19 protein-coding genes are annotated in these 17960 nt (G+C 35.4%); 12 read left to right on the forward strand and 7 right to left on the reverse strand.

The window, feature by feature from the left end; genetic code table 11:
- The first annotated feature begins 7 nt into the window (after window positions 1-7).
- From frr to THC_RS03425, 5 genes are read left to right on the forward strand one after another with little or no spacing between them, the layout of a single operon-like run.
- Window positions 8-562, forward strand: a complete 555-nt coding sequence (frr, locus tag THC_RS03405; protein ID WP_068513353.1) for a ribosome recycling factor — start codon at window positions 8-10, stop codon at window positions 560-562.
- Between the two features lies 1 nt (window position 563).
- Window positions 564-1310, forward strand: coding sequence for an undecaprenyl pyrophosphate synthase (locus THC_RS03410; protein WP_068513357.1), 747 nt, complete (start codon window positions 564-566; stop codon window positions 1308-1310).
- On the forward strand, window positions 1300-2109 hold the full coding sequence (locus tag THC_RS03415) for a phosphatidate cytidylyltransferase (protein WP_068513360.1): 810 nt from the start codon (window positions 1300-1302) through the stop codon (window positions 2107-2109). The genes THC_RS03410 and THC_RS03415 overlap by 11 nt, the downstream gene beginning before the upstream one ends.
- On the forward strand, window positions 2081-2707 hold the full coding sequence (locus THC_RS03420) for an HD domain-containing protein (RefSeq protein WP_068513363.1): 627 nt from the start codon (window positions 2081-2083) through the stop codon (window positions 2705-2707). The genes THC_RS03415 and THC_RS03420 overlap by 29 nt, the downstream gene beginning before the upstream one ends.
- Window positions 2634-3566, forward strand: coding sequence for a D-alanine--D-alanine ligase family protein (locus THC_RS03425; RefSeq protein WP_068513366.1), 933 nt, complete (start codon window positions 2634-2636; stop codon window positions 3564-3566). Before THC_RS03420 ends, THC_RS03425 begins: the two co-directional genes overlap by 74 nt.
- Window positions 3567-3572: 6 nt before the next feature.
- Here THC_RS03425 and THC_RS03430 read toward each other — a convergent pair whose 3' ends face one another.
- Window positions 3573-3965, reverse strand: a complete 393-nt coding sequence (locus THC_RS03430) for a hypothetical protein (RefSeq protein ID WP_068513368.1) — start codon at window positions 3963-3965, stop codon at window positions 3573-3575.
- 14 nt (window positions 3966-3979) lie between these two features.
- Here THC_RS03430 and THC_RS03435 point away from each other — a divergent pair, with 14 nt between their 5' ends.
- A complete protein-coding gene (locus THC_RS03435) occupies window positions 3980-4597 on the forward strand; it encodes a BON domain-containing protein (protein ID WP_068513371.1) in 618 nt (205 codons plus the stop codon).
- Here the strand turns inward: THC_RS03435 and THC_RS03440 are convergent.
- The 6 genes from THC_RS03440 to THC_RS03465 form a co-directional block, all read right to left on the reverse strand.
- Entirely contained in the window at window positions 4579-5499 is a 921-nt protein-coding gene (locus THC_RS03440) for a tRNA modification radical SAM protein MnmL/YtqA (RefSeq protein WP_068513374.1), read from the reverse strand. The two genes, THC_RS03435 and THC_RS03440, sit on opposite strands and share 19 nt — an antisense overlap.
- 322 nt (window positions 5500-5821) lie before the next feature.
- Complete coding sequence (locus THC_RS03445; RefSeq protein ID WP_068513376.1) at window positions 5822-7033, reverse strand: ABC transporter permease; 1212 nt, start codon at window positions 7031-7033, stop codon at window positions 5822-5824.
- Entirely contained in the window at window positions 7030-8235 is a 1206-nt protein-coding gene (locus THC_RS03450) for an ABC transporter permease (protein ID WP_068513379.1), read from the reverse strand. Before THC_RS03450 ends, THC_RS03445 begins: the two co-directional genes overlap by 4 nt.
- A complete protein-coding gene (locus THC_RS03455) occupies window positions 8232-8909 on the reverse strand; it encodes an ABC transporter ATP-binding protein (RefSeq protein ID WP_068513384.1) in 678 nt (225 codons plus the stop codon). Before THC_RS03455 ends, THC_RS03450 begins: the two co-directional genes overlap by 4 nt.
- A 6-nt stretch (window positions 8910-8915) precedes the next feature.
- Window positions 8916-10028, reverse strand: coding sequence for an HlyD family secretion protein (locus THC_RS03460; protein WP_167344316.1), 1113 nt, complete (start codon window positions 10026-10028; stop codon window positions 8916-8918).
- Between the two features lie 90 nt (window positions 10029-10118).
- Entirely contained in the window at window positions 10119-11396 is a 1278-nt protein-coding gene (locus THC_RS03465) for a TolC family protein (RefSeq protein WP_068513391.1), read from the reverse strand.
- Window positions 11397-11917: 521 nt separating this feature from the next.
- Here THC_RS03465 and THC_RS03470 point away from each other — a divergent pair.
- Genes THC_RS03470 through THC_RS03495 form a run of 6 tightly spaced genes read left to right on the forward strand, consistent with a single transcriptional unit; the run spans window position 11918 to window position 17957 of the window.
- Window positions 11918-12796 (forward strand): hypothetical protein, encoded by an 879-nt coding sequence (locus THC_RS03470; RefSeq protein WP_068513393.1) that lies wholly within the window; start codon window positions 11918-11920, stop codon window positions 12794-12796.
- Between the two features lie 28 nt (window positions 12797-12824).
- Window positions 12825-13778, forward strand: coding sequence for a YMGG-like glycine zipper-containing protein (locus THC_RS03475; protein WP_068513397.1), 954 nt, complete (start codon window positions 12825-12827; stop codon window positions 13776-13778).
- Complete coding sequence (locus THC_RS03480) at window positions 13747-15141, forward strand: caspase family protein (protein ID WP_068513401.1); 1395 nt, start codon at window positions 13747-13749, stop codon at window positions 15139-15141. Before THC_RS03475 ends, THC_RS03480 begins: the two co-directional genes overlap by 32 nt.
- Window positions 15142-15157: 16 nt before the next feature.
- Entirely contained in the window at window positions 15158-16054 is an 897-nt protein-coding gene (locus THC_RS03485) for a hypothetical protein (RefSeq protein WP_068513404.1), read from the forward strand.
- A gap of 5 nt (window positions 16055-16059) precedes the next feature.
- Window positions 16060-17118 (forward strand): hypothetical protein, encoded by a 1059-nt coding sequence (locus THC_RS03490; protein ID WP_068513408.1) that lies wholly within the window; start codon window positions 16060-16062, stop codon window positions 17116-17118.
- Window positions 17115-17957, forward strand: a complete 843-nt coding sequence (locus THC_RS03495) for a tetratricopeptide repeat protein (RefSeq protein WP_068513412.1) — start codon at window positions 17115-17117, stop codon at window positions 17955-17957. The genes THC_RS03490 and THC_RS03495 overlap by 4 nt, the downstream gene beginning before the upstream one ends.
- The last annotated feature ends 3 nt before the right edge of the window (window positions 17958-17960 follow it).

Consider the following 17960-nt stretch of genomic DNA (forward strand, 5'->3'; position numbering starts at 1 on the left):
GAGGGCTATGAAGGAGGCTTTAGAGGATCTAAAAAAGAGAATGCAAAAAAGTGTTCAGGCCTTTAAGGAAGAGCTTTCTCATATTCGGACATCCCGAGCCTCTGTGAGTCTCCTTGAAGGAATTAAGGTTGATTGTTATGGTCAGAAGCTTCCTATTCCACAGGTTGCCTCAGTTAATGTCGTGGAAGGCAAAATGCTTGTTATTCAGCCCTGGGATCTTAACCTTATTAAGGACATTGAAAAGGCCATTCAGAAATCAGATCTCGGGATTAACCCAACCAGCGACGGAAAGACTCTTAAACTTGTGATACCTCCTCTTACAGAGGAAAGAAGAAAAGAGCTTGTCAAAGTGGTGCACAAACTTTCTGAAGAAGCGAAGGTAGCTATTAGAAATCTTCGCAGAGATATTTTGGATAAGTTTAAGACCGCCAAGAAAAATAAGGAAATCTCAGAGGATGATTACACCAAACTTGAGAAAGAAGTCCAAAAGATTCATGATGAATTTATAAAAACTATTGATAAGCTTTCTCAAGAGAAGGAAAAAGAAATTCTAACCCTTTAGAATGAACCATACTTCCATAGATGATCATCACCTTATTTCACAGGTGTTACCCCGTCATGTAGCTATCATAATGGATGGAAATGGTAGATGGGCTAAACGCAAGGGACTGCCTCGTATTGCAGGCCATAAAAAGGGCGTTGAAGTTGCAAGAAAAATAATTATTAAATCATGTGAGCTTGGGATCCCCTATTTAAGCCTTTTTGCCTTTTCCAAGGAAAACTGGCAACGCCCAAGAGAAGAGGTAGAAACCCTTTTGGCCCTTTTAGTAGAATACTTGAATAAGGAACTTCCCCTTATGATGGAAAAGGAGATTCGCTTTAAAGTCATTGGAGATAAAGAGGATTTTCCAGAGGTTCTTCGGAAAAAGATTGATGAAGTTGAGAAGCTCACCAGTAATAACAATAAGATGACCCTGGTTTTGGCTTTGAGTTATAGCGGAAGAGCGGAGATTTTAAGAGCAATAAAAAAAATCCTTGAAAAGCTTAAAGAGAAAGCCCTTAAACCGGAGGAGATTACAGAGGAGTCCCTAAGAAATTTTTTTTACTTTCCAGAGCTTCCTGATCCAGACTTACTGATCAGGACCAGTGGAGAATTGAGAATCTCTAATTTTTTTCTCTATCAAATAGCCTACACGGAGTTTTATTTTTCTGAAATGCTCTGGCCTGATTTTACAGAAGAAGAATATTTAAAGGCCCTTAAATCCTATCAACAAAGGGAAAGGCGTTTTGGCAGGGTCTATGAATTTTAATTTTTTAAAAAGGTTTCTCTCAGCCCTTATTCTCTCCCCCCTACTTGTTCTTCTTTTACTCAAAGGTAGCCCTTCCCTTATTTTTTCTGTAATTTTATTCTGTGGGCTGATTGCCTGGTATGAATGGTGTCAGCTCTTTGATTTTTCTCTCTTTTATTTGGTATGGGGCGGGATTATCTTAACGCTCTCTTTCTCTTTAACCGGGTTTTTTTCTCCATTTTTTCAAATTAGTCTTTTTTTTATTTTTACCTTTTTCCCTTTTTTATTTATCTTTAATAAAGAAAGTTTTACTAATCTTTTTTTTCCCTTTTTAATAGGGCTAATTTATTTGTATGTGGGTTTTTTTCCTTTTGAAAATATACTCAGTAAATATCCCAGGGAATTGCTTCTTCTTTTTTTTCTTATAATCTTTACCAATGATACAGGAGCCTATTTAGCTGGAAAACTCTTTGGGAGACATCCTTTTTTTCCAAAAATTTCTCCCAAAAAAACCTGGGAGGGTTTTTGGGGAGGTATCCTTTTATCTCTATTATCCGGTCTTATTTTCAATCACTTTTTCTCCCTTTGGTCAATTGAAAGGGTTATTTATCTGGTTTTAGCTCTCTCCTTGGCAGGGGTTATGGGAGATTTGTTTGAATCTTCTGTAAAAAGAACTGTGGGTAAAAAGGATTCAGGAGCCTTGATCCCGGGGCATGGAGGTCTTCTGGATAGAATTGACGGGGTTATCTTTGCATCCCCTGTTTTTCTTTTTTTTCTTGAGGTGTTAGGTTATGGAAATCTCCTTAGATTGGGGCTATGAGCTTTTACAAAAAGAGGAGGTTCCCCTTCATATAATTCACCATTCCGAAAAGGTGGCCCTAATTTCTCTTTTTTTAGGATGTAAGCTTAAAGAGATTGGAGAGCCCCTTGATTTGGTGAATTTAACTTTGGGGGCCCTTTTACATGATGTAAAAAAATTTTCAAGCCTTAAAACAGGTGAAAATCATGCCTTAGCAGGTTACAAATTGATGCAATCTTTTGGTCTAAATAGAATAGGAGAGATTATTTATTCTCATATCTTTTTGAAGGCTCCCAAACCAGGTTCTCCTATATCTGAAGAGGAGATTGTTTTTTACGCCGACAAAAGGGTTAAACACGATAAAATTGTTCTTTTAAAAGAGCGTTTCCAGGACCTTAGGGTTAGATATGGGAGAACTTTACGAGCCTTGATAAGAATGTCTCTTCTTGAAGAAATGACAATTCTTTTGGAAAGACGCCTTTTTAAAAATCTGGACCTCAAACCTGAGGATTTGCTTAAGCTTAATGAAATCAAGGAGGTAAGAGATGTCCTCAAAAAGTGTCTTGAGAGTTGCTCTCCTTGCAGGGGGGACTTCATCGGAAAGGGAGGTTTCTCTTAAAGGGGCTAAGGCAGTTCATTCAGCCCTTTTAGAATTAGGCCATAGAGTAGAATTTTTTGATCCAGCTTCAGATTTATTAAATTTGGTCCAGAGGGCTAAGGATTTTGATGTAGCCTTTTTGGTTATGCACGGGCCAGGTGGGGAAGACGGGACACTTCAGGGATTCTTGGATATGCTTGGTCTTCCCTATCAAGGAGCAGGAGTTCTGGGAAGTGCTCTGGCTATGCATAAAGGGCTTTCTAAAATTCTTTATGAAAGGGTAGGTCTCCCTGTTCCTAAGGGCAAGCTTTTTAAAAAGGGAATCTCTTTAGCATTAATGCGTGACTATGCTCATTCCTTAGGGTTTCCTCTCATAGTTAAACCAGCAACACAAGGCTCAAGTGTGGGGCTATCTTTAGTTGAGAATGAGTATGCCTTGGACGAGGCAGTTGAAAAGGCCTTTGAGGTTGACAAAGAGATTCTACTTGAAGAGCATCTAAAAGGTAGAGAGCTTACAGTGGGAATTCTTGGTGAAGAACCCCTTCCTGTGGTAGAGATTCAGCATAAGGCCAAGTTTTTTAATTATGAGACAAAATATACCCCGGGGCTTGCTGAGGAAATCTGTCCTGCCCCAATATCAAAGGAACTTACCTTAACAGCCCAGGAATATGCACTGCGTGCCCACAGAGCTTTATACCTCAGACATTACAGCAGGACAGATATGATCCTGGTTGAGGATAAAATCTTTGTCCTTGAAACCAATACCATTCCTGGCATGACAGAAACAAGCTTGCTCCCTCTCTCTGCTAAGGTTGCTGGCTTGAGTTTTAAAGATTTGATAGAAAAATTATTAAGACTTGCCCTTGAGAGTAGTTCTTAAAAACTTTCAAGCTTGATAATAGCCTTGACGAATTTTCTCTGCCTCAATCCCGATATAAAGGGCAGATTCTTTATATAAATTTTTCAAGGCGCCTTCAGGAAGACTTTCAGCAACCTTTTCCATCTCAAAGGCCTGAGCAAGTAAAAAATCTCCAACTGTAGCTGAAGTAGCAGAATTGAGAGGAATCTTGGCGATCCTATCCAGAAGATCTAATGAAAAATCAAGCTTTTCAGATAAAAACTTGATCTTTTCCTTTTCAGTTTCCTTAATAAGATCTGAAGTTTCAAGCTCAAGAAGGGCACTTTTCAAGTAATCTTCAAAGACTCTATTGCCTTGCTTGGAAATTGCATCAGGCGTGATAAAATTAATATCTGTAAATATTTTGGAATCTATTTTCATAGGAGGTCCTCCTTATGAAGTATTTTAATCATTTTATCGGAAAAAGTAAAGGCTTTTTTAAGTCCATAAGAATGTTCATGATATTTTTTCTGGTATTATCTCTTTATGGTTGTGGATGGGTTTTGGTTGGAGGGGGTGCCTATGAAGGTTATAAGATGGGCACTGATCCCCGCACTGTGGGGAATCAGATTGATGATGCGGTGATAACTACAAAGGTTAAGGCAAAATTAATTGAGGATCCCCTTACCAAAGCCCGAAAAATTGATGTGGACACAGTAAATGGTATAGTTACTTTAACTGGAATTGTAGATTCAGAGGCTGAAATCACAAGGGCTATTGAGATTGCCTCCTCTGTCTCAGGTGTTAAAAAGGTGGTTAATAATTTAAGAGTTGGAAAAAGGTCCGTTGGGAGCTATATCTCAGATAAGGAGATTACAACCAAAATCAAGCTCAAATTTATAGGTGATCCAGAAATTAAGGCCCTTTCCATTGATGTGGATACCTTAAATGGAGTAGTTACTCTTACTGGCATTGTGAATAATGAAAGGCAAAAACAAAGAGCTATTGAGCTTGCAAAAAGTGTAGAAGGTGTAAAACAGGTTGTAGTAAATATTCAAGTTAAAGGAAAATAGTTTTTACCCTGATAAAGGGCCTTTTCCCTTAAAGTTTCATTAATTTTTTGTAAGACTTTATTTTTTTCAAGAAGCCAGAGAGGGGCAAGAACTCCATTTTTAGGGGGATCTGAGGTCAAACGATGGATTACTGTTGTGGAGGGTAGAAAGCTTATTGCCTCACCCACAAGCTCTGCATAATCTTCAAGAGAAAGTTCCTTTACATGACCTTCTTTATATAGCTTAGCAAGAGGTGTCCCCTCCAAGATATAAAGGGCGTGAAACTTTACTCCATCAACTCTTAAGCTTGCTAAGATTTTAGCTGTTTCAAGCATCATCTCCTTAGTCTCACCAGGCAATCCGAAAATAATATGGACAACCACAGGAAGATCTGCTGATTTAAGCTGCTGGTAAGCATATAAAAAGTCTTCAAAACTATGGCCACGATTTATAGCTTTTAAAGTTGTATCGTGTTTACTTTGTAACCCAAGCTCAATCCAGATAAAAAAACCCAGGTTTTGAAAATCTTTTAGGATCCCAATTACCTCTTTATTTATGCAATCTGGCCTTGTCCCAATGGCAAGACCAACTATCTCAGGGTAATTTAAAATTGTCCCATAGGTTCTTCTTAAATAATCAGGTTCACCATAGGTATTGGAAAAGGATTGAAAATAGGCTATAAATTTTTTGTATCCCCTTTTTGTCCAATGTGCCAGAAAGAATTCTATCTGTTCTTTGAGGGACATTGCAGGGTATAAACCTGTTCCAGAGCCCTTGGCATCGCAATATATGCACCCTCCTTGCCCTTTGTTGCCATCTCTATTTGGACAAGTAAACCCAGCATCCAAAGGCAGTTTCTTTACCTTTTCTCCAAATTTTTCCCTTAGAAATTGATTTAAACTATAATATTTTATCTCCTGCATACCTTTTAAATATAAGTCCTATTCTTTATTCTAACAAGCCAGTGTATGCGTCCAGGTCTTTTGAGACTTTAATAGTAGGGGTTTAAAATTTTATACCCCTTGAATTTTTTGTGGGTCTGTTGTAGCACAGACATTCTTGTCTGTGTTTCTTTCATACATTGGAGTGTAATTTACCTCCACAGGCAAGATTGCCTGTATTACTTTCATAGACATGTAAAGCCTCCCTTGTTTAGATATCTGATTCCTCTTTTACCACCCTTCCTTTTTTCTTGTAAGGATCTGAACTTATGCAAAAAGGGCAACCTGCCTGTGCAAGGGGGGTTTATAATCCTTTGAGTAGAGTAGCTGGGTCTATTTGACTGGCCTTATAGGCTGGATAAACCCCGGAGAGTAAGCCAAAAATTAGAGTGAGCAATGTAGATATTAATATTGGTTTAAGAGGCATAACTAAGGGATATTTCAAAAGGGGAAGGAAAATAAGGGATAAAACTAAACCGATGAAAAGACCTATAAAACCACCTGAAAGGCTTATAAAGACACTTTCAAGGAGAAACTGCAAAAGAATTCCCTTTTTTGAGGCTCCAATAGCAAGCCTGAGACCAATTTCTTTCCTTCTTTCATTTACTGTTAAAAGCATAATAGCTGTTACCCCAAGGCTTCCTACAAGAAGGCAGAGAAGGGAAATACTCTGCACAAGAGAGGTAAAGAGTGCAGAAGCCTCGGTTCTAAATTTAAGAATATCTTCAGCCTTAACTATATTAAAATCTTTGTTCTTAGGTAAAACTCTATGTCTTTTTATTAGGAGCGTTTCAATTTGTTTTTCAATCAAAGGCACCTGCTTTTCTGAGGAAACAGAGATATATATACCTGTTAAATAATCCACATTAAAGAGAGAGGACATGGCGGTAGTAACGGGGACAAGGATTTGGTCATCTTGATCCTGATTGCTGGCATCAATCCCAATTGGCTCAAGGACCCCTATAACCCTGAAGGGAAGCTTATTAATTAGAATAACTTTGTTTTCAGCAGAATCTATTCCAAAAAGCTCTCTCTTGATTTTATTTCCCAGTATAGCTACCTTTTTATATCCTGATACCTCAGTCTTTAAAAAATTTCTTCCTTCAGAAAGGTTAAATTTTCTTATTTTTAAATATTCTTCATTTACACCATTTATAACCGTAGTTAAATTTTTTTCCTGAAAGCGAATCAGGGCAGAACTCGTTGAGACTGGAGAGACCAATCTAACTTCAGAAAGTCTTCTAAGTGCCTCAGCATCATCAGGTTTAAGGGTAACAGTCTGTTCTGTCTGAATGGCTCTCCCTGCTGTAACTCTCACTTGTCCCGGGATAACCATAAGGATCTCAGGTCCAAAGGTTTCAATTTCCCTAAGGGTCTTAATCTTAGCTGCCTCACCAAAGGTATTCATCAGGAAAAGAGCTGAAACCCCTATAATGATTCCAAGAACCGATAGAAAAAGCCTTAGCTTCTTATGAAAAATCCCCCCAAAAATCAATCTCAGTTTTAGGTTATTCATAGGCCCTTTAATAGAATAGCAGGATCAATTTTAGAGGCCCTTATAGCTGGAAAAAGACTGAAGATAACACAGGTAAGAGCAGAAAAACCAAGACTTAGTAGAAATGTTCCCCAGGAAAAAAGAGGTTTAAGTGGAGTTATCATGGCAAGGCCCTTCATAATAAGAAGGCTGAGTATCCAACCAATGCATCCACTAATGAGAGCAATTAATATCGCAGTATATAAGTAGTGGTTAATTATTTGTCTGGGTGTAGCTCCTATGGCTATTCTTAAGGCAATAATACCAGCTTTTTCCTCAACACTTGCTGTCATAAGATTCATAATAATTACACCGCTTATAACTAAACTTATAAGAGCAATGGATAAAAGAAAAAAACTTAGTGTTTTTGAAGTTGCGGTAAACCTGGCAACTGCCATATCAGGTGTGATAATTCTAAAGTCATCCGGGGTTATACCATAAAGTTTATGCCTAAACCTAAGGAGATTTCTTATCTCTTCCACAGCGGTTTTTAAATCTGTGCCCTCAAAGAAAAGAACTTTCACTCCCCGAATAAAATCTTGATTAAAGATACGCCTCTGAGCAGTCTGAAGGGGGACATAAATTCTTTCATCCAAGGGATAATGGCCAAGAGAAGCTTTTTTTTCAAGCACTCCGATAATGGTATAGTATTGATCTTGAATTTTTATCTTTTCTCCCAAAGGGTTTTTCATTCCTAATTTTTTAATTAGATCAAACCCAAGCACTGCCACCTTTTCCAGATGCTCAGCCTCAGCCTCGGTGAAAAATCTTCCCCTCTCAACTTTCCAGTTGTTAGCCTCCAGATAGATAGGCAAAACCCCCTCTACTCTTAATTTTTCCGCCCTCCCTTTATAGGCTACTTCAATAACCCCTCCTGTAAAAGGAGAGGCCATTTTTACCTGAGAAAGCCTTTCCAGGGCTGATACATCCTCCAATTTTAAGGTATCTGAACGGGAGATAGATAGACCCATGACTCTTGATCCACCCGCTAATACAAGAAGAGCGTCTTTACCAAAATTCAGATTAGCCAAAGTATCCAGAACCTGTTTTTCAGCAGACTTTCCCAGGGCATAAATGGTATTAAGGGCAGTCAGGCTAAAGGTCAAAGCAAGGATCATAAAGAAAAGATTAATTTTATTAGAAAAGAGTTCCTTAAGAATTTCCCTTAAAAGGAATCTATTCATGAATCAATGAAAATTCCATCACGGAGGATTTTCTTTTTTTTAGCCCTGCTGGCAATATCCAGTTCATGGGTCACCATGATAATAGTGAGCCCCTCTTTATTCAATTCCTCTAAAATATCCATTACCTCTTTACTGCTTTCTGAATCAAGATTTCCTGTTGGTTCATCTGCAAGGAGGAGAACAGGTTGATTAATAAGGGCACGGGCAATGGCCACTCTTTGCTGTTGTCCTCCTGAAAGCTCAGCTGGTTTAAGATTAATTTTATTCTTAAGCCCCAGCCTCTCAAGTAATTTTTCAGCTTTTTTAACATCTTCATCTGTAAGTTTTCCCCGGTAAAGAACAGGTAAAAGCACATTTTCAAGGGCTGAAGCCCATGGAACCAGATGAAAGGCCTGAAAAATGAAACCTATCTTAAGATTTCTGAATTTGGAAAGCTCTTCTGCATTAAGGGTTGTGACATCTCTATCTTCAAAGATATAACTTCCAGAGGTGGGTTTATCGAGAAGGCCAAGGATATTTAAAAGGGTTGATTTTCCTCCCCCTGAAGGTCCCATTATAGCTAAAAAATCACCCCTTTGCACCTCAAGATTAATACCCTTTAAGACCTCATAAGTGATTTTGCTAATTTGGTAGGTTTTGCGAATATCTCTTAACTTAATAAGTGGGCTTTCCACAACTCTTTACCACACTCCAACCACTTCACCTTCAGAGAGGCCTTCTTTGATCTCTGTTTTTCCTCTTGCCTCCCAACCCACCTTTACAAGCCTCTTTTCCCATTTATCCCCCTTTTTAATCATCACATAGTGGTTCCCCTGGGGATCAATTTTTACTGCGCCTGAGGGCACAAGAAGGACTCCCTCTTTCTTATCAGCAATAATGGTTACCTGAGCAGTCATCTCAGGTCTTAAATAGTTTTCATAGGGGGTCAAGATGTCAAGGACTGTATCATAAAAAACTACATTGTTTTTGATTATAGCTCCGGGATAGATGGTTCTAACTTGAGCTTGAAAGACCTTATCCGGAAAGCTATCTACCTTGAAAGTTGCGGAAAGACCTGTTTTAATTTTTCCAATATCAGTTTCATCAATATAACAGTGAATCTCTAAGCGAGAAAGGTCTATAACTGTGATAAAGGTTGGAGCATTGAGCCCGGCAACAACTGTCTCACCTTGCTGGGTGGTAACCTCAGAGACAAATCCATTAATTGGGGAATAGACAAAGGCATAATTAAGCCTAACCTTAGCTTCCTCAACCTGCCTCCGAGCTGATTCCACCTGGGCCTTTGCTCTTTCAAGTTCTTTGGTGTATTCCTCCTCCAGGGCCTTTAACTCAGCCTTAGCTGACTCAATTTGATGAATCTTAACAAGTTTATCTCTTTCCATGCGTTCAAGATCAGTTTTAGAGATAAGCCCATCCTTAAAAAGGTTCTCAAGCCTTTTAAATTCCCGCTCAATCTGAGAAAATTCAGCCTCAAGGGCTTGAATTGATTTTTTCCTGGAGAGTATGCGTTCAGGATAAGTAACCTTTACTTTTTCAAGCTGACTTAAGGCCTGTTTATAATCATATTGATAGCGTTCAACCTGTCTTTTTAAGTCTTCATGTTCAATAATGGCAATAAGTTGTCCTGCCTTGACAAAATCCCCCTGTCTAACAAAGAGTTTTTCTACTTTTCCGGAAATCCTTGCTCCAACTTTAATACTTGCACCTACTTGAGGTTTCACCGCTCCTGTTGCAGATACCTCAAGGTAGATAGTTCCTCTCTCAACCTTAGCTGTTTTTTTAGGAACTTGCACTCCTTCATCTTTCTTCGGTTTTTCTTTACAGCCAAATATAGAGAAGGAAATAGCGATAAACAAGATAAAAATTGCAGTTTTAACCATAATTTAAAGTCCTGGGACCTCTCCTGAGCTTTTGATTAGATTAAAGTAGTTAAGAATTAAATTCGTGCGTGAGACTCCTACTTGTGCCCTTGCCTGCGAGAGTCTTGCCATAACTGTTGTAAGGTCCACAATACTTGCAAGCCCGTTTTCGTATTTTTTTTGGACAAGACGATAGTCCTCCTCAAGTTTTGAAAGAAGAGCTTTGGCAGCCTCTAAGTTATCCTTTGCGGTCTGAAATAGTTTATAATTGCTAAAGACCTCTTGCTGGATGTTAAGCTCAAGCTCTCTTTTTTCAAAATTTTTTTTCTCAAGAGTTGCCCTTTCCTTTTGGAGTTTAGAAACAGTTGAAAACCCTGTAAAAAGGGGGAGGGTTATTTTTATGCCTGCCAAAAACTGAGAATCTGAATCAGGGAAAAATTTATTATCCACCCTGTAATAGTTAGCAAAAAGGTCAACCGAGGGGAGGTATTCCCCTTTCACACTTTTTATTTTAGATTGCTGGGCAAGTATGTCCTTTTCCTTAGACAGAAGTTCTGGCCTGAGCTTTAAAGCTTTATTAATATACACAGCCAGGGGATCCAGTGTAAGCTCACTCTCTTGAAGGGGCATAAGCTCATAGTCCTCAATTTGGGTTAAATCCTGATTCATAAGAATCAAAAGCCTGGCCTTGGCAATTTCAGCTGAATATTTATAATTAGTAACATTAAATTCTGCCTCTTTAAGTCTCGCCTCAGCATCAAGGACATCTGCATAAGGGGAAAGACCAACTTCATATCTTTTTTGAGCCAATTTTAAAATAATTTTGGCATCTTCAAGATCTGCTAAAGCGGACTCTAATAGGGCCTTTTCGTTAAAATAACTGAGATAGCTTTTAATCGTAGATAAGGCTATGTCAAGAATTTTGCTACGGATATTTTCATCCTGAGAGGCTAAATAATAAAGGGCCTCTTTAAAGGCAAAATAGGTAGAAAAACCAGAAAAAATATTCCAGGAAAGAGTTGGGCCAAAAAGATGTGTATCATAGGAAGGTTTATTTTTCCCTGAATCTGTTCTTTGATAGGTATAACCAAGATAAAACTTTGGAAAAAATTCGGCCCTTATAATATTTTTCTGAAAGAAAAACTCCTCTTTTTGCTTTAAAGCTGCTGAAATCTGAGGATTAGCTTTAATAGCTAAGCTTACTGCCTCATTAAGGGTTAATATCTTCTTGGCAAAGGTATTTGCTGAAAAAATTAGTTGAAAAAAAATAAAAATAAAGAGAAATCTCAGGGTTTTTGCCATTTGCTCCCTATTCTTTTAAAGTGTTAGTGCTTACTTACATTAACGCTAAAATATTTTTTGTCAAGCGGTTGTATGCCTTCAAATTTTTTGATATTCAAGAGGATTTTTCCTGCTACTTTTCCCCTCACTCCTCACCTCTCACCTTTAAGGATATGGACCTATCCAGCAATTGAATTGCCTAATTAAAAAATTATTTTTTAATTTTATCACAATCAGAGTTAGCACAAGCAATCAAAAGCTTTATTGTCAAGTTTTTTTTATATGAGAATTGGATGATCTTGGGTTAGGCTACTTAGTCCTAAAAGTTCAACCTGCTCTTTTCTATCAGGGATGCAATAGAAGATGTGACGATTTTGTTGGCCTTTACTGACAAGCTTGTCATCTCAATGAAGGCTTTGGATTGCTGAAAATAAGGAAAATATTTAATAAGTTTCTGGCATAAATTTTGTAAGTTAATTTAATACCTTGACATTTTTAAAATTAAAATGTAAAATTTCAAAATTTAAAAGGAGGTGGAGGCCATGAGTAAAAGAGGGAAGGGTTTGAAGATTATTTCTTCTTTGGCCTTGGGTTTTTTTACTTGTTGCCTTTACACTCAAGATACAATAAGAGCTGAAAGTTCAGCAAGATCACTTTTCATGAGCACAGCAGGAAGCCTTACTCAGGTTGAAGATAAAGGCTCTACTAAAGGCAAAATTTCAATGCCCAAAAAAGAGGCAACCTCTAAAAAAAGAACTCAGGTTGCACAAAACACTGCAGATAGCTGGAGTTCAGGGCTTCAGATACAGGTATTAAGAGTAAAAGGAGATTCACAAGAAGCTAAACTTGAGCCTATTAATCCTAATAAATATATTTTCAGTGAAGGTGAAAGATTTAAAGTTAGAGTTACAGTCAATTTACCTGGTGTTATTATGTTTTATAACATTGATCCAAAAGGAGAGTCATCTTACTTAGGAGCCTGGCCAATAGAAAAGGCCTTTACATCGGTTGAACTTCCTTATGAAGGTTATTTTGAATTTTATGGAGCAAAAGGAGTAGATAAGTTATATGTTGTCTTTAAACCCTGTCTGGTTGAATCTACCCTCAAAAGTCAGTTTATGGAAAAAACAAATTACAGTAGAAGCATAAGATTAGTTCAGACTGATCTGACAGATAAAGTTAATCTCAAAGATGAAGTTAAAAATGCTTTACCAGTGTGCACTGCTGATTTAAAAGAGTATACTCAAGATTCAGTTAACAGAAAGATTTATAATTATGCAACTTATTCAAGATCAATTAGAACTGTTTATGATAAAACTGATAGTTCAGTTTACGCTTTTACTTCACAATCTCAAAGAAACACTAATAGGAATATTGAAGGAGATTTAATTATGCATGTATTAAATTTACGGTTTAAATAAAACTTCAAACTAAATAGAGGAACAGGATATGAATATAAGATTAGTAATAGTAGGACTAATCTTATTATTCTTTTCCAACTCTATATTGTTTTTCACTGCCTATGCTTCAAATTTAGAAGTTATTCAACAACTTAAAAGGCTCAATGAGGCGTTAAAACAAACACAAGAAAGAATTAAAAATGAACTTAAAGATAAAAATAATCAAGAAATAAACAGTCAATCCTTCCAAAGAAATATTCAAGAAGTTTTTCAAGAAGAATATAAAAATACACAAATGATAAGTTATAAAGAAGATGATTCTATATTTAATCAGGCATTAAGGCAATGTGATGAAATGAAAAAGTCAAAAGAGGATCTTGTTAGTGGTGCAGGTAAAAAAGTTTTAACTGGAGCAGCAATTGGTGCAGCTATTGGTGCAGCGGCAGGAGGCAAAAAAAGGAGAGAGGAAGGGGCAATACTCGGAGCGATATCAGGAGCAATGGCTGGTTTAGCCTATGAACTTTGGACAAAAAAGGATCTTTTTGAAGAGTCTCCAGAAAAATTAGCTAAGAGAGTAAAATACAATCCATCTAATGGTTTATATCTTAAAATAGGTGAAATAGTTGTAAAGAATGAAAATGTAAAAACTGGTGACAATTTAAGATTAATTTTACGGGTTGAATATTTATTTCCAGAGTTTTTCAGCAATAGTGTTTCAGAAAATAAAAATCTGTTTATGTTTGGTATGAAGCCTGTTTCAGGAGAAAAAAATGAAGAGTCCTCTTCAGTTTATCATACCATAAAAATAAGAGCATATGTAATTAACAAAGATAATCAGAATTTTGTTGCTGAGGAGGAATATTCTATACCACCTGGAACCACTCCATTTCTTTATGTCTTCCCCATTTGCGATGCTATACCAAGAGGAGAACACGAGATCAAATTCGTTGTAGAGAGAATGGGGATAAAAGATGAAAAAATTGTCAGATTTACAAAAATATAAATTTTTTATATTCGTAATTCTTACAATATTGTCGATAAGTTATTTTTCTAAATCAATTGCTTATGATTATGATACTGCATCCCAGTATGATGAGGTTAAAGATAGGATAAATGAGGCTTTTAATAAAGCTGGAATTTTTGAAGCTTATGTCCAATTAGATGAAAAAACCAGAATGTATGAATTAAAAGGAAAATATAGAACTTATGATGAATTTTTATATGCCTACATGATTGCTCAAGCAATAGCAGGAGTCAAAAATGTATCTCCAGTGTATAGTATCAAACATGCTGTTATTATTCACACACCGATTGAGAGATGTTTACCTTATGCATTACTCAAGAAGCCCTGTCCTCACTTAGCCAAAAAAGATTATAAAGAAGATTCCCAAGCCGCAAAAGAAATAGAAAAAAAGTTGGGTGAAAAACCTTCTAATAAGTATGCATTAGTAATTGGGGTATCATCTTTTAAAAATAAACAAATACCTGGTGTTCCTGGTGCAGATAATGATGCTCTTATATGGGGTAAATATTTAGAGTCTGAGGGTTTTAAAGTGATTTATCTTTTAAATGAAAATGCAACTAAGGAAAAAGTTAATCTGGCAGTTGATGAGATAATTAAAAGAATGAAAGAAAATGATATATTTGTTTTCTTTGCAGCAAGTCATGGAACTCCTAAAAAGCCAGATGGGGAAGTTGGTATAGTTTTATATGATAGTGGAGATATTCAAAAAGGTAAAGTTGGTTGTGGATATGCACCACCTAATGAACCTCATCTTCAAGCAGCAAACAAGATGTGTTATTTAGTAAAAGATTCTTTTTCATTAAAAGAGGGGATTCTTGATAAATTAGCAAATAAAAAGGTTGTATTTATTCCTATTCTTGATGCTTGTTATTCAGGCGATGCTTTGAGAAGTTACTTAGGGGAAGTTATAAAAAGTGAAGAGGTAGCACCTCTTGATTTTTATGAGAAGAGGCTTAGAGAGGAAGCTCCGGCATCCCTGTATATGGTTCTTTCATCTTCCTCAGGTTTCAGACAGGCTTATGGGGCAGATGTTAGAAGTTTTACAGAAGTTGAAAAAGTTTTTAAAAGAAGTATCTCTGAGGTGCCATTTACAGCAAAAGATATAAAAAAAGAATCTGAACTTGCTCATGGAATTTTTAGTTTTTATTTTGTTAATGGATTGAAACTAAATGAGGGATATATTGCAAGAACTTATAATCAAGTAAAAGATATAATTGATAGGGAATCTGAAAGAGTGTGTTTAAAAGAGAGAGGAAGAAGTATAAGAGTTATCAGTGAATGTCCAAAAGGAGGTCAAAATCCAGTGCTTTTAAGAATAAGAAAAGAAGAATTTAAATTTTAAAAAGGAGGGGACAAGTATGGGTGTAAAATTTGAGGGAAGAGATTATGATATAGATCAAGGCAGATTTCAAAGTATACATATACCAAAGGCTAAAGAAGATGATATTTGGAAAAGAGATTTTTATCAAGAAATTTTTAATATAGAAAATAAAAAAATAGAAGAATGGATAAAGAATGTTGGTCCAGAGAAAAATAAAAATGAAATAGAGACTAAGCTTAAACAATTTACAGAATTTTTAAGTGGTGAAAAAGATAAAATATTAAAAAGTTTTGATAAAGACGAATATCGGCACATGTATCAAGAAGGTAAAGAATCAAATAAATATTTAATTTTCTTAATTCTCAGTATCATTGGAGAAACTGCAATTTTAATTGTTCAGTCTTTAATGGGTGGAGGGTTTAATCCTTTAATTTTACTATACGCAGGTTTATTAGCAGTAGGAGGGTGGCTTTTAGGAAAGGTTTGGGCAAATTTTTCTATCAAATATGAGGCACAACATAAAGGTGTTTATGACCCTACGAAACATCCTTCAGTTTTTAACTTGATCTACTTTATCCTTGGTGTTGCTTTAACCTTATTTGTTGCATTTGTAAGAGCCTTTACTGATGAAGGTTTTGATATTCAGGTTTTTATACTAACAATCTTATTAGCGTTAGTTGTAGCTTTTTTTGAATCACAACGGGCAATTTGTTTAAAAAAGAAAGATTTAGCAACAACTGGACAAATGATGGCACATCTAATTTTGGCTTCAAAAAAACATAAGGAAATTTTACCGACATATATATTATTATATGAAGAAATAGTCAATAAACCAAAAGAGTCAGTAGTTAATCAAAATAATCAAGCAAAAGAGCATATGGATATGTTAAATCATAATAGAGAATCTCAACAAAATCAAAATCCACAAAATTAATTAATATGAAAATCTGTCAAGGAGCTGAATTAAAATTTGAAAATTTACAGAGACTTAGATTAATAAATTTTAAGCCAAATGAATGTAAAGATATATGGGATATAAATACATTTGCTGAAAAAGAACAAGAGTATATTGAGGAATATGTAAAAAGAAAACTTAAAGATACTAAGCTAAATAAAGAGGATGAAAAGGAGCTCTTAAGAAAGGAACTTAAAATTACATTCTATATTGAACCGAAAAAAATTAATCATAGAAGACTTAAATTTTTAGAAAAAAATCATTTTAAAGAAATTTTTACACAATTTAAACTTGAAAAAATTTTGAAAAACTGGTTGTTTTTTGGGCTCCTGGTGCCTATTTATATCATTGTAATAATAGGTTTAAATTTTTTTGAAAATATCCTTGATGGTTTTGAAGTTGGATTTGCAAAAATATTAATAGATGGAGTGATCTATGCTTTCTTATCATTAGTTGCTTGCTGGATAATAGGCTTTTCTTTAGCAAATTATTTTTATATTAATTTTGTAAATGAATATCATAATGAAATGCAAAAGAAGGATTCAACCATAGAAAACTTTTATGAGAAATATGCTAAAGATAAGTTTTTTAAAAAATTTCACTTAATTTTTAAAGAAAAAAAAGATTCTGAAATAGATGTGAAAAATAAAATATTATTTGGAGAATCAATTCATAAAGTTTACTGTATTTTTGGTTTGCTTATTTTGATCTTTGTATATTTATCAATTGGTATATTAGATTTCAGTGATTTATATAAACTTGTAAAATTATCTTCAGGTATATTTGAAACTGCATCCTATTTTGGATTTTCAGCTCTGCTAATTTCTCTGGTTTTTAATGGATTTTTCAGAGATTATCTAAGGAATTTTATCTTATTTGAATACGAACAAGCCTTATTAGAGTATGCTTCATGCACAAAGCATAATCACCTAATAGATGAATATATAGAGTATGCTTCTAACGAAGAGCATAATCACCAAATTGATGAATGTATTAATAAATTTTATGCAGAAAAAATTCAACCAAAGGAGGGTGAAATATGAAGGGACAATTGAAACACTTCCTGATTGCTCTTATTAGTATTCTTATTTTATTTAGCTATTCTTTTGCAAAAGAGGATATTATTTTTCTTTATGGTGGGAATGCCTGGAATCTTTTTGAAAGTTATATTAAAAAAGCTGAAAAAGAAGGGAAAAAACTTAAGCTTGGAGATTTAAAGGTTAAAGTGTGGAATGGTAAAGAATTTGCAGAATATTCAATTAAATGGCAGGATTATTTAAAAGGTGATCCAGTTTTAAAGTTATGGGAAAATAAGCTAAAAAATGTTGAAGCAAAATATGATCCAAAGGCTGTAGAGACAGCTAAAAAATATGGATGGGTAGTTTATGGAATTGGTTCCGTTCAAGCAGATTCAAGCGCCTCTGAAAATATTTCTAAACCACAAGCTAAAGGATCTTGTAGCCCTGATGCAGAAAGCTTTATTAATCTTGGTATTCAATCAGTAAATAACAAAAAATATGATAATGCTTTAAAGGAATTTAAAAAAGCTCTTGAAATTTCACCTACCTGTCCAGAAGCTTATGGCAATCTCGTATCCCTTTATGTAATAAAGAAAAATTATAATCTTGCCATTGATACTTATAAAGAGGGTATCAATAAGGCTGGTGATAATGGATTTCTTCATATAACAGGAGCAATTGCATATACCAAGAGAAGAGATTTTGACTATGCTTTAATAGCCCTGGAAAAAGCTTTAACTTCAGGGTTTAAAGATAAATCAGTTTTAGATGGTAAAGACTTAGAACCTTTATTTAGTGCTAAAAAGAAAGAATTTTGTGGCATACTTGAAAGGGCTGGAATAGTATTAAAAAAGTGCCTGTAGGAG

Source organism: Caldimicrobium thiodismutans (assembly GCF_001548275.1).
GTDB classification, from domain to species: Bacteria; Desulfobacterota; Thermodesulfobacteria; order Thermodesulfobacteriales; family Thermodesulfobacteriaceae; genus Caldimicrobium; species Caldimicrobium thiodismutans.

Excerpts from the sequence above, each read along its gene's own strand:
- frr (WP_068513353.1), top strand. The coding sequence starts at position 8 with ATGAAGGAGGCTTTAGAGGATCTAAAAAAGAGAATGCAAAAAAGTGTT.
- THC_RS03410 (WP_068513357.1), top strand. The coding sequence starts at position 564 with ATGAACCATACTTCCATAGATGATCATCACCTTATTTCACAGGTGTTA.
- THC_RS03415 (WP_068513360.1), top strand. The coding sequence starts at position 1,300 with ATGAATTTTAATTTTTTAAAAAGGTTTCTCTCAGCCCTTATTCTCTCC.
- THC_RS03420 (WP_068513363.1), top strand. The coding sequence starts at position 2,081 with ATGGAAATCTCCTTAGATTGGGGCTATGAGCTTTTACAAAAAGAGGAG.
- THC_RS03425 (WP_068513366.1), top strand. The coding sequence starts at position 2,634 with ATGTCCTCAAAAAGTGTCTTGAGAGTTGCTCTCCTTGCAGGGGGGACT.
- THC_RS03430 (WP_068513368.1), bottom strand. The coding sequence starts at position 3,965 with ATGAAAATAGATTCCAAAATATTTACAGATATTAATTTTATCACGCCT.
- THC_RS03435 (WP_068513371.1), top strand. The coding sequence starts at position 3,980 with ATGAAGTATTTTAATCATTTTATCGGAAAAAGTAAAGGCTTTTTTAAG.
- THC_RS03440 (WP_068513374.1), bottom strand. The coding sequence starts at position 5,499 with ATGCAGGAGATAAAATATTATAGTTTAAATCAATTTCTAAGGGAAAAA.
- THC_RS03445 (WP_068513376.1), bottom strand. The coding sequence starts at position 7,033 with ATGAATAACCTAAAACTGAGATTGATTTTTGGGGGGATTTTTCATAAG.
- THC_RS03450 (WP_068513379.1), bottom strand. The coding sequence starts at position 8,235 with ATGAATAGATTCCTTTTAAGGGAAATTCTTAAGGAACTCTTTTCTAAT.
- THC_RS03465 (WP_068513391.1), bottom strand. The coding sequence starts at position 11,396 with ATGGCAAAAACCCTGAGATTTCTCTTTATTTTTATTTTTTTTCAACTA.
- THC_RS03470 (WP_068513393.1), top strand. The coding sequence starts at position 11,918 with ATGAGTAAAAGAGGGAAGGGTTTGAAGATTATTTCTTCTTTGGCCTTG.
- THC_RS03475 (WP_068513397.1), top strand. The coding sequence starts at position 12,825 with ATGAATATAAGATTAGTAATAGTAGGACTAATCTTATTATTCTTTTCC.
- THC_RS03480 (WP_068513401.1), top strand. The coding sequence starts at position 13,747 with ATGAAAAAATTGTCAGATTTACAAAAATATAAATTTTTTATATTCGTA.
- THC_RS03485 (WP_068513404.1), top strand. The coding sequence starts at position 15,158 with ATGGGTGTAAAATTTGAGGGAAGAGATTATGATATAGATCAAGGCAGA.
- THC_RS03490 (WP_068513408.1), top strand. The coding sequence starts at position 16,060 with ATGAAAATCTGTCAAGGAGCTGAATTAAAATTTGAAAATTTACAGAGA.
- THC_RS03495 (WP_068513412.1), top strand. The coding sequence starts at position 17,115 with ATGAAGGGACAATTGAAACACTTCCTGATTGCTCTTATTAGTATTCTT.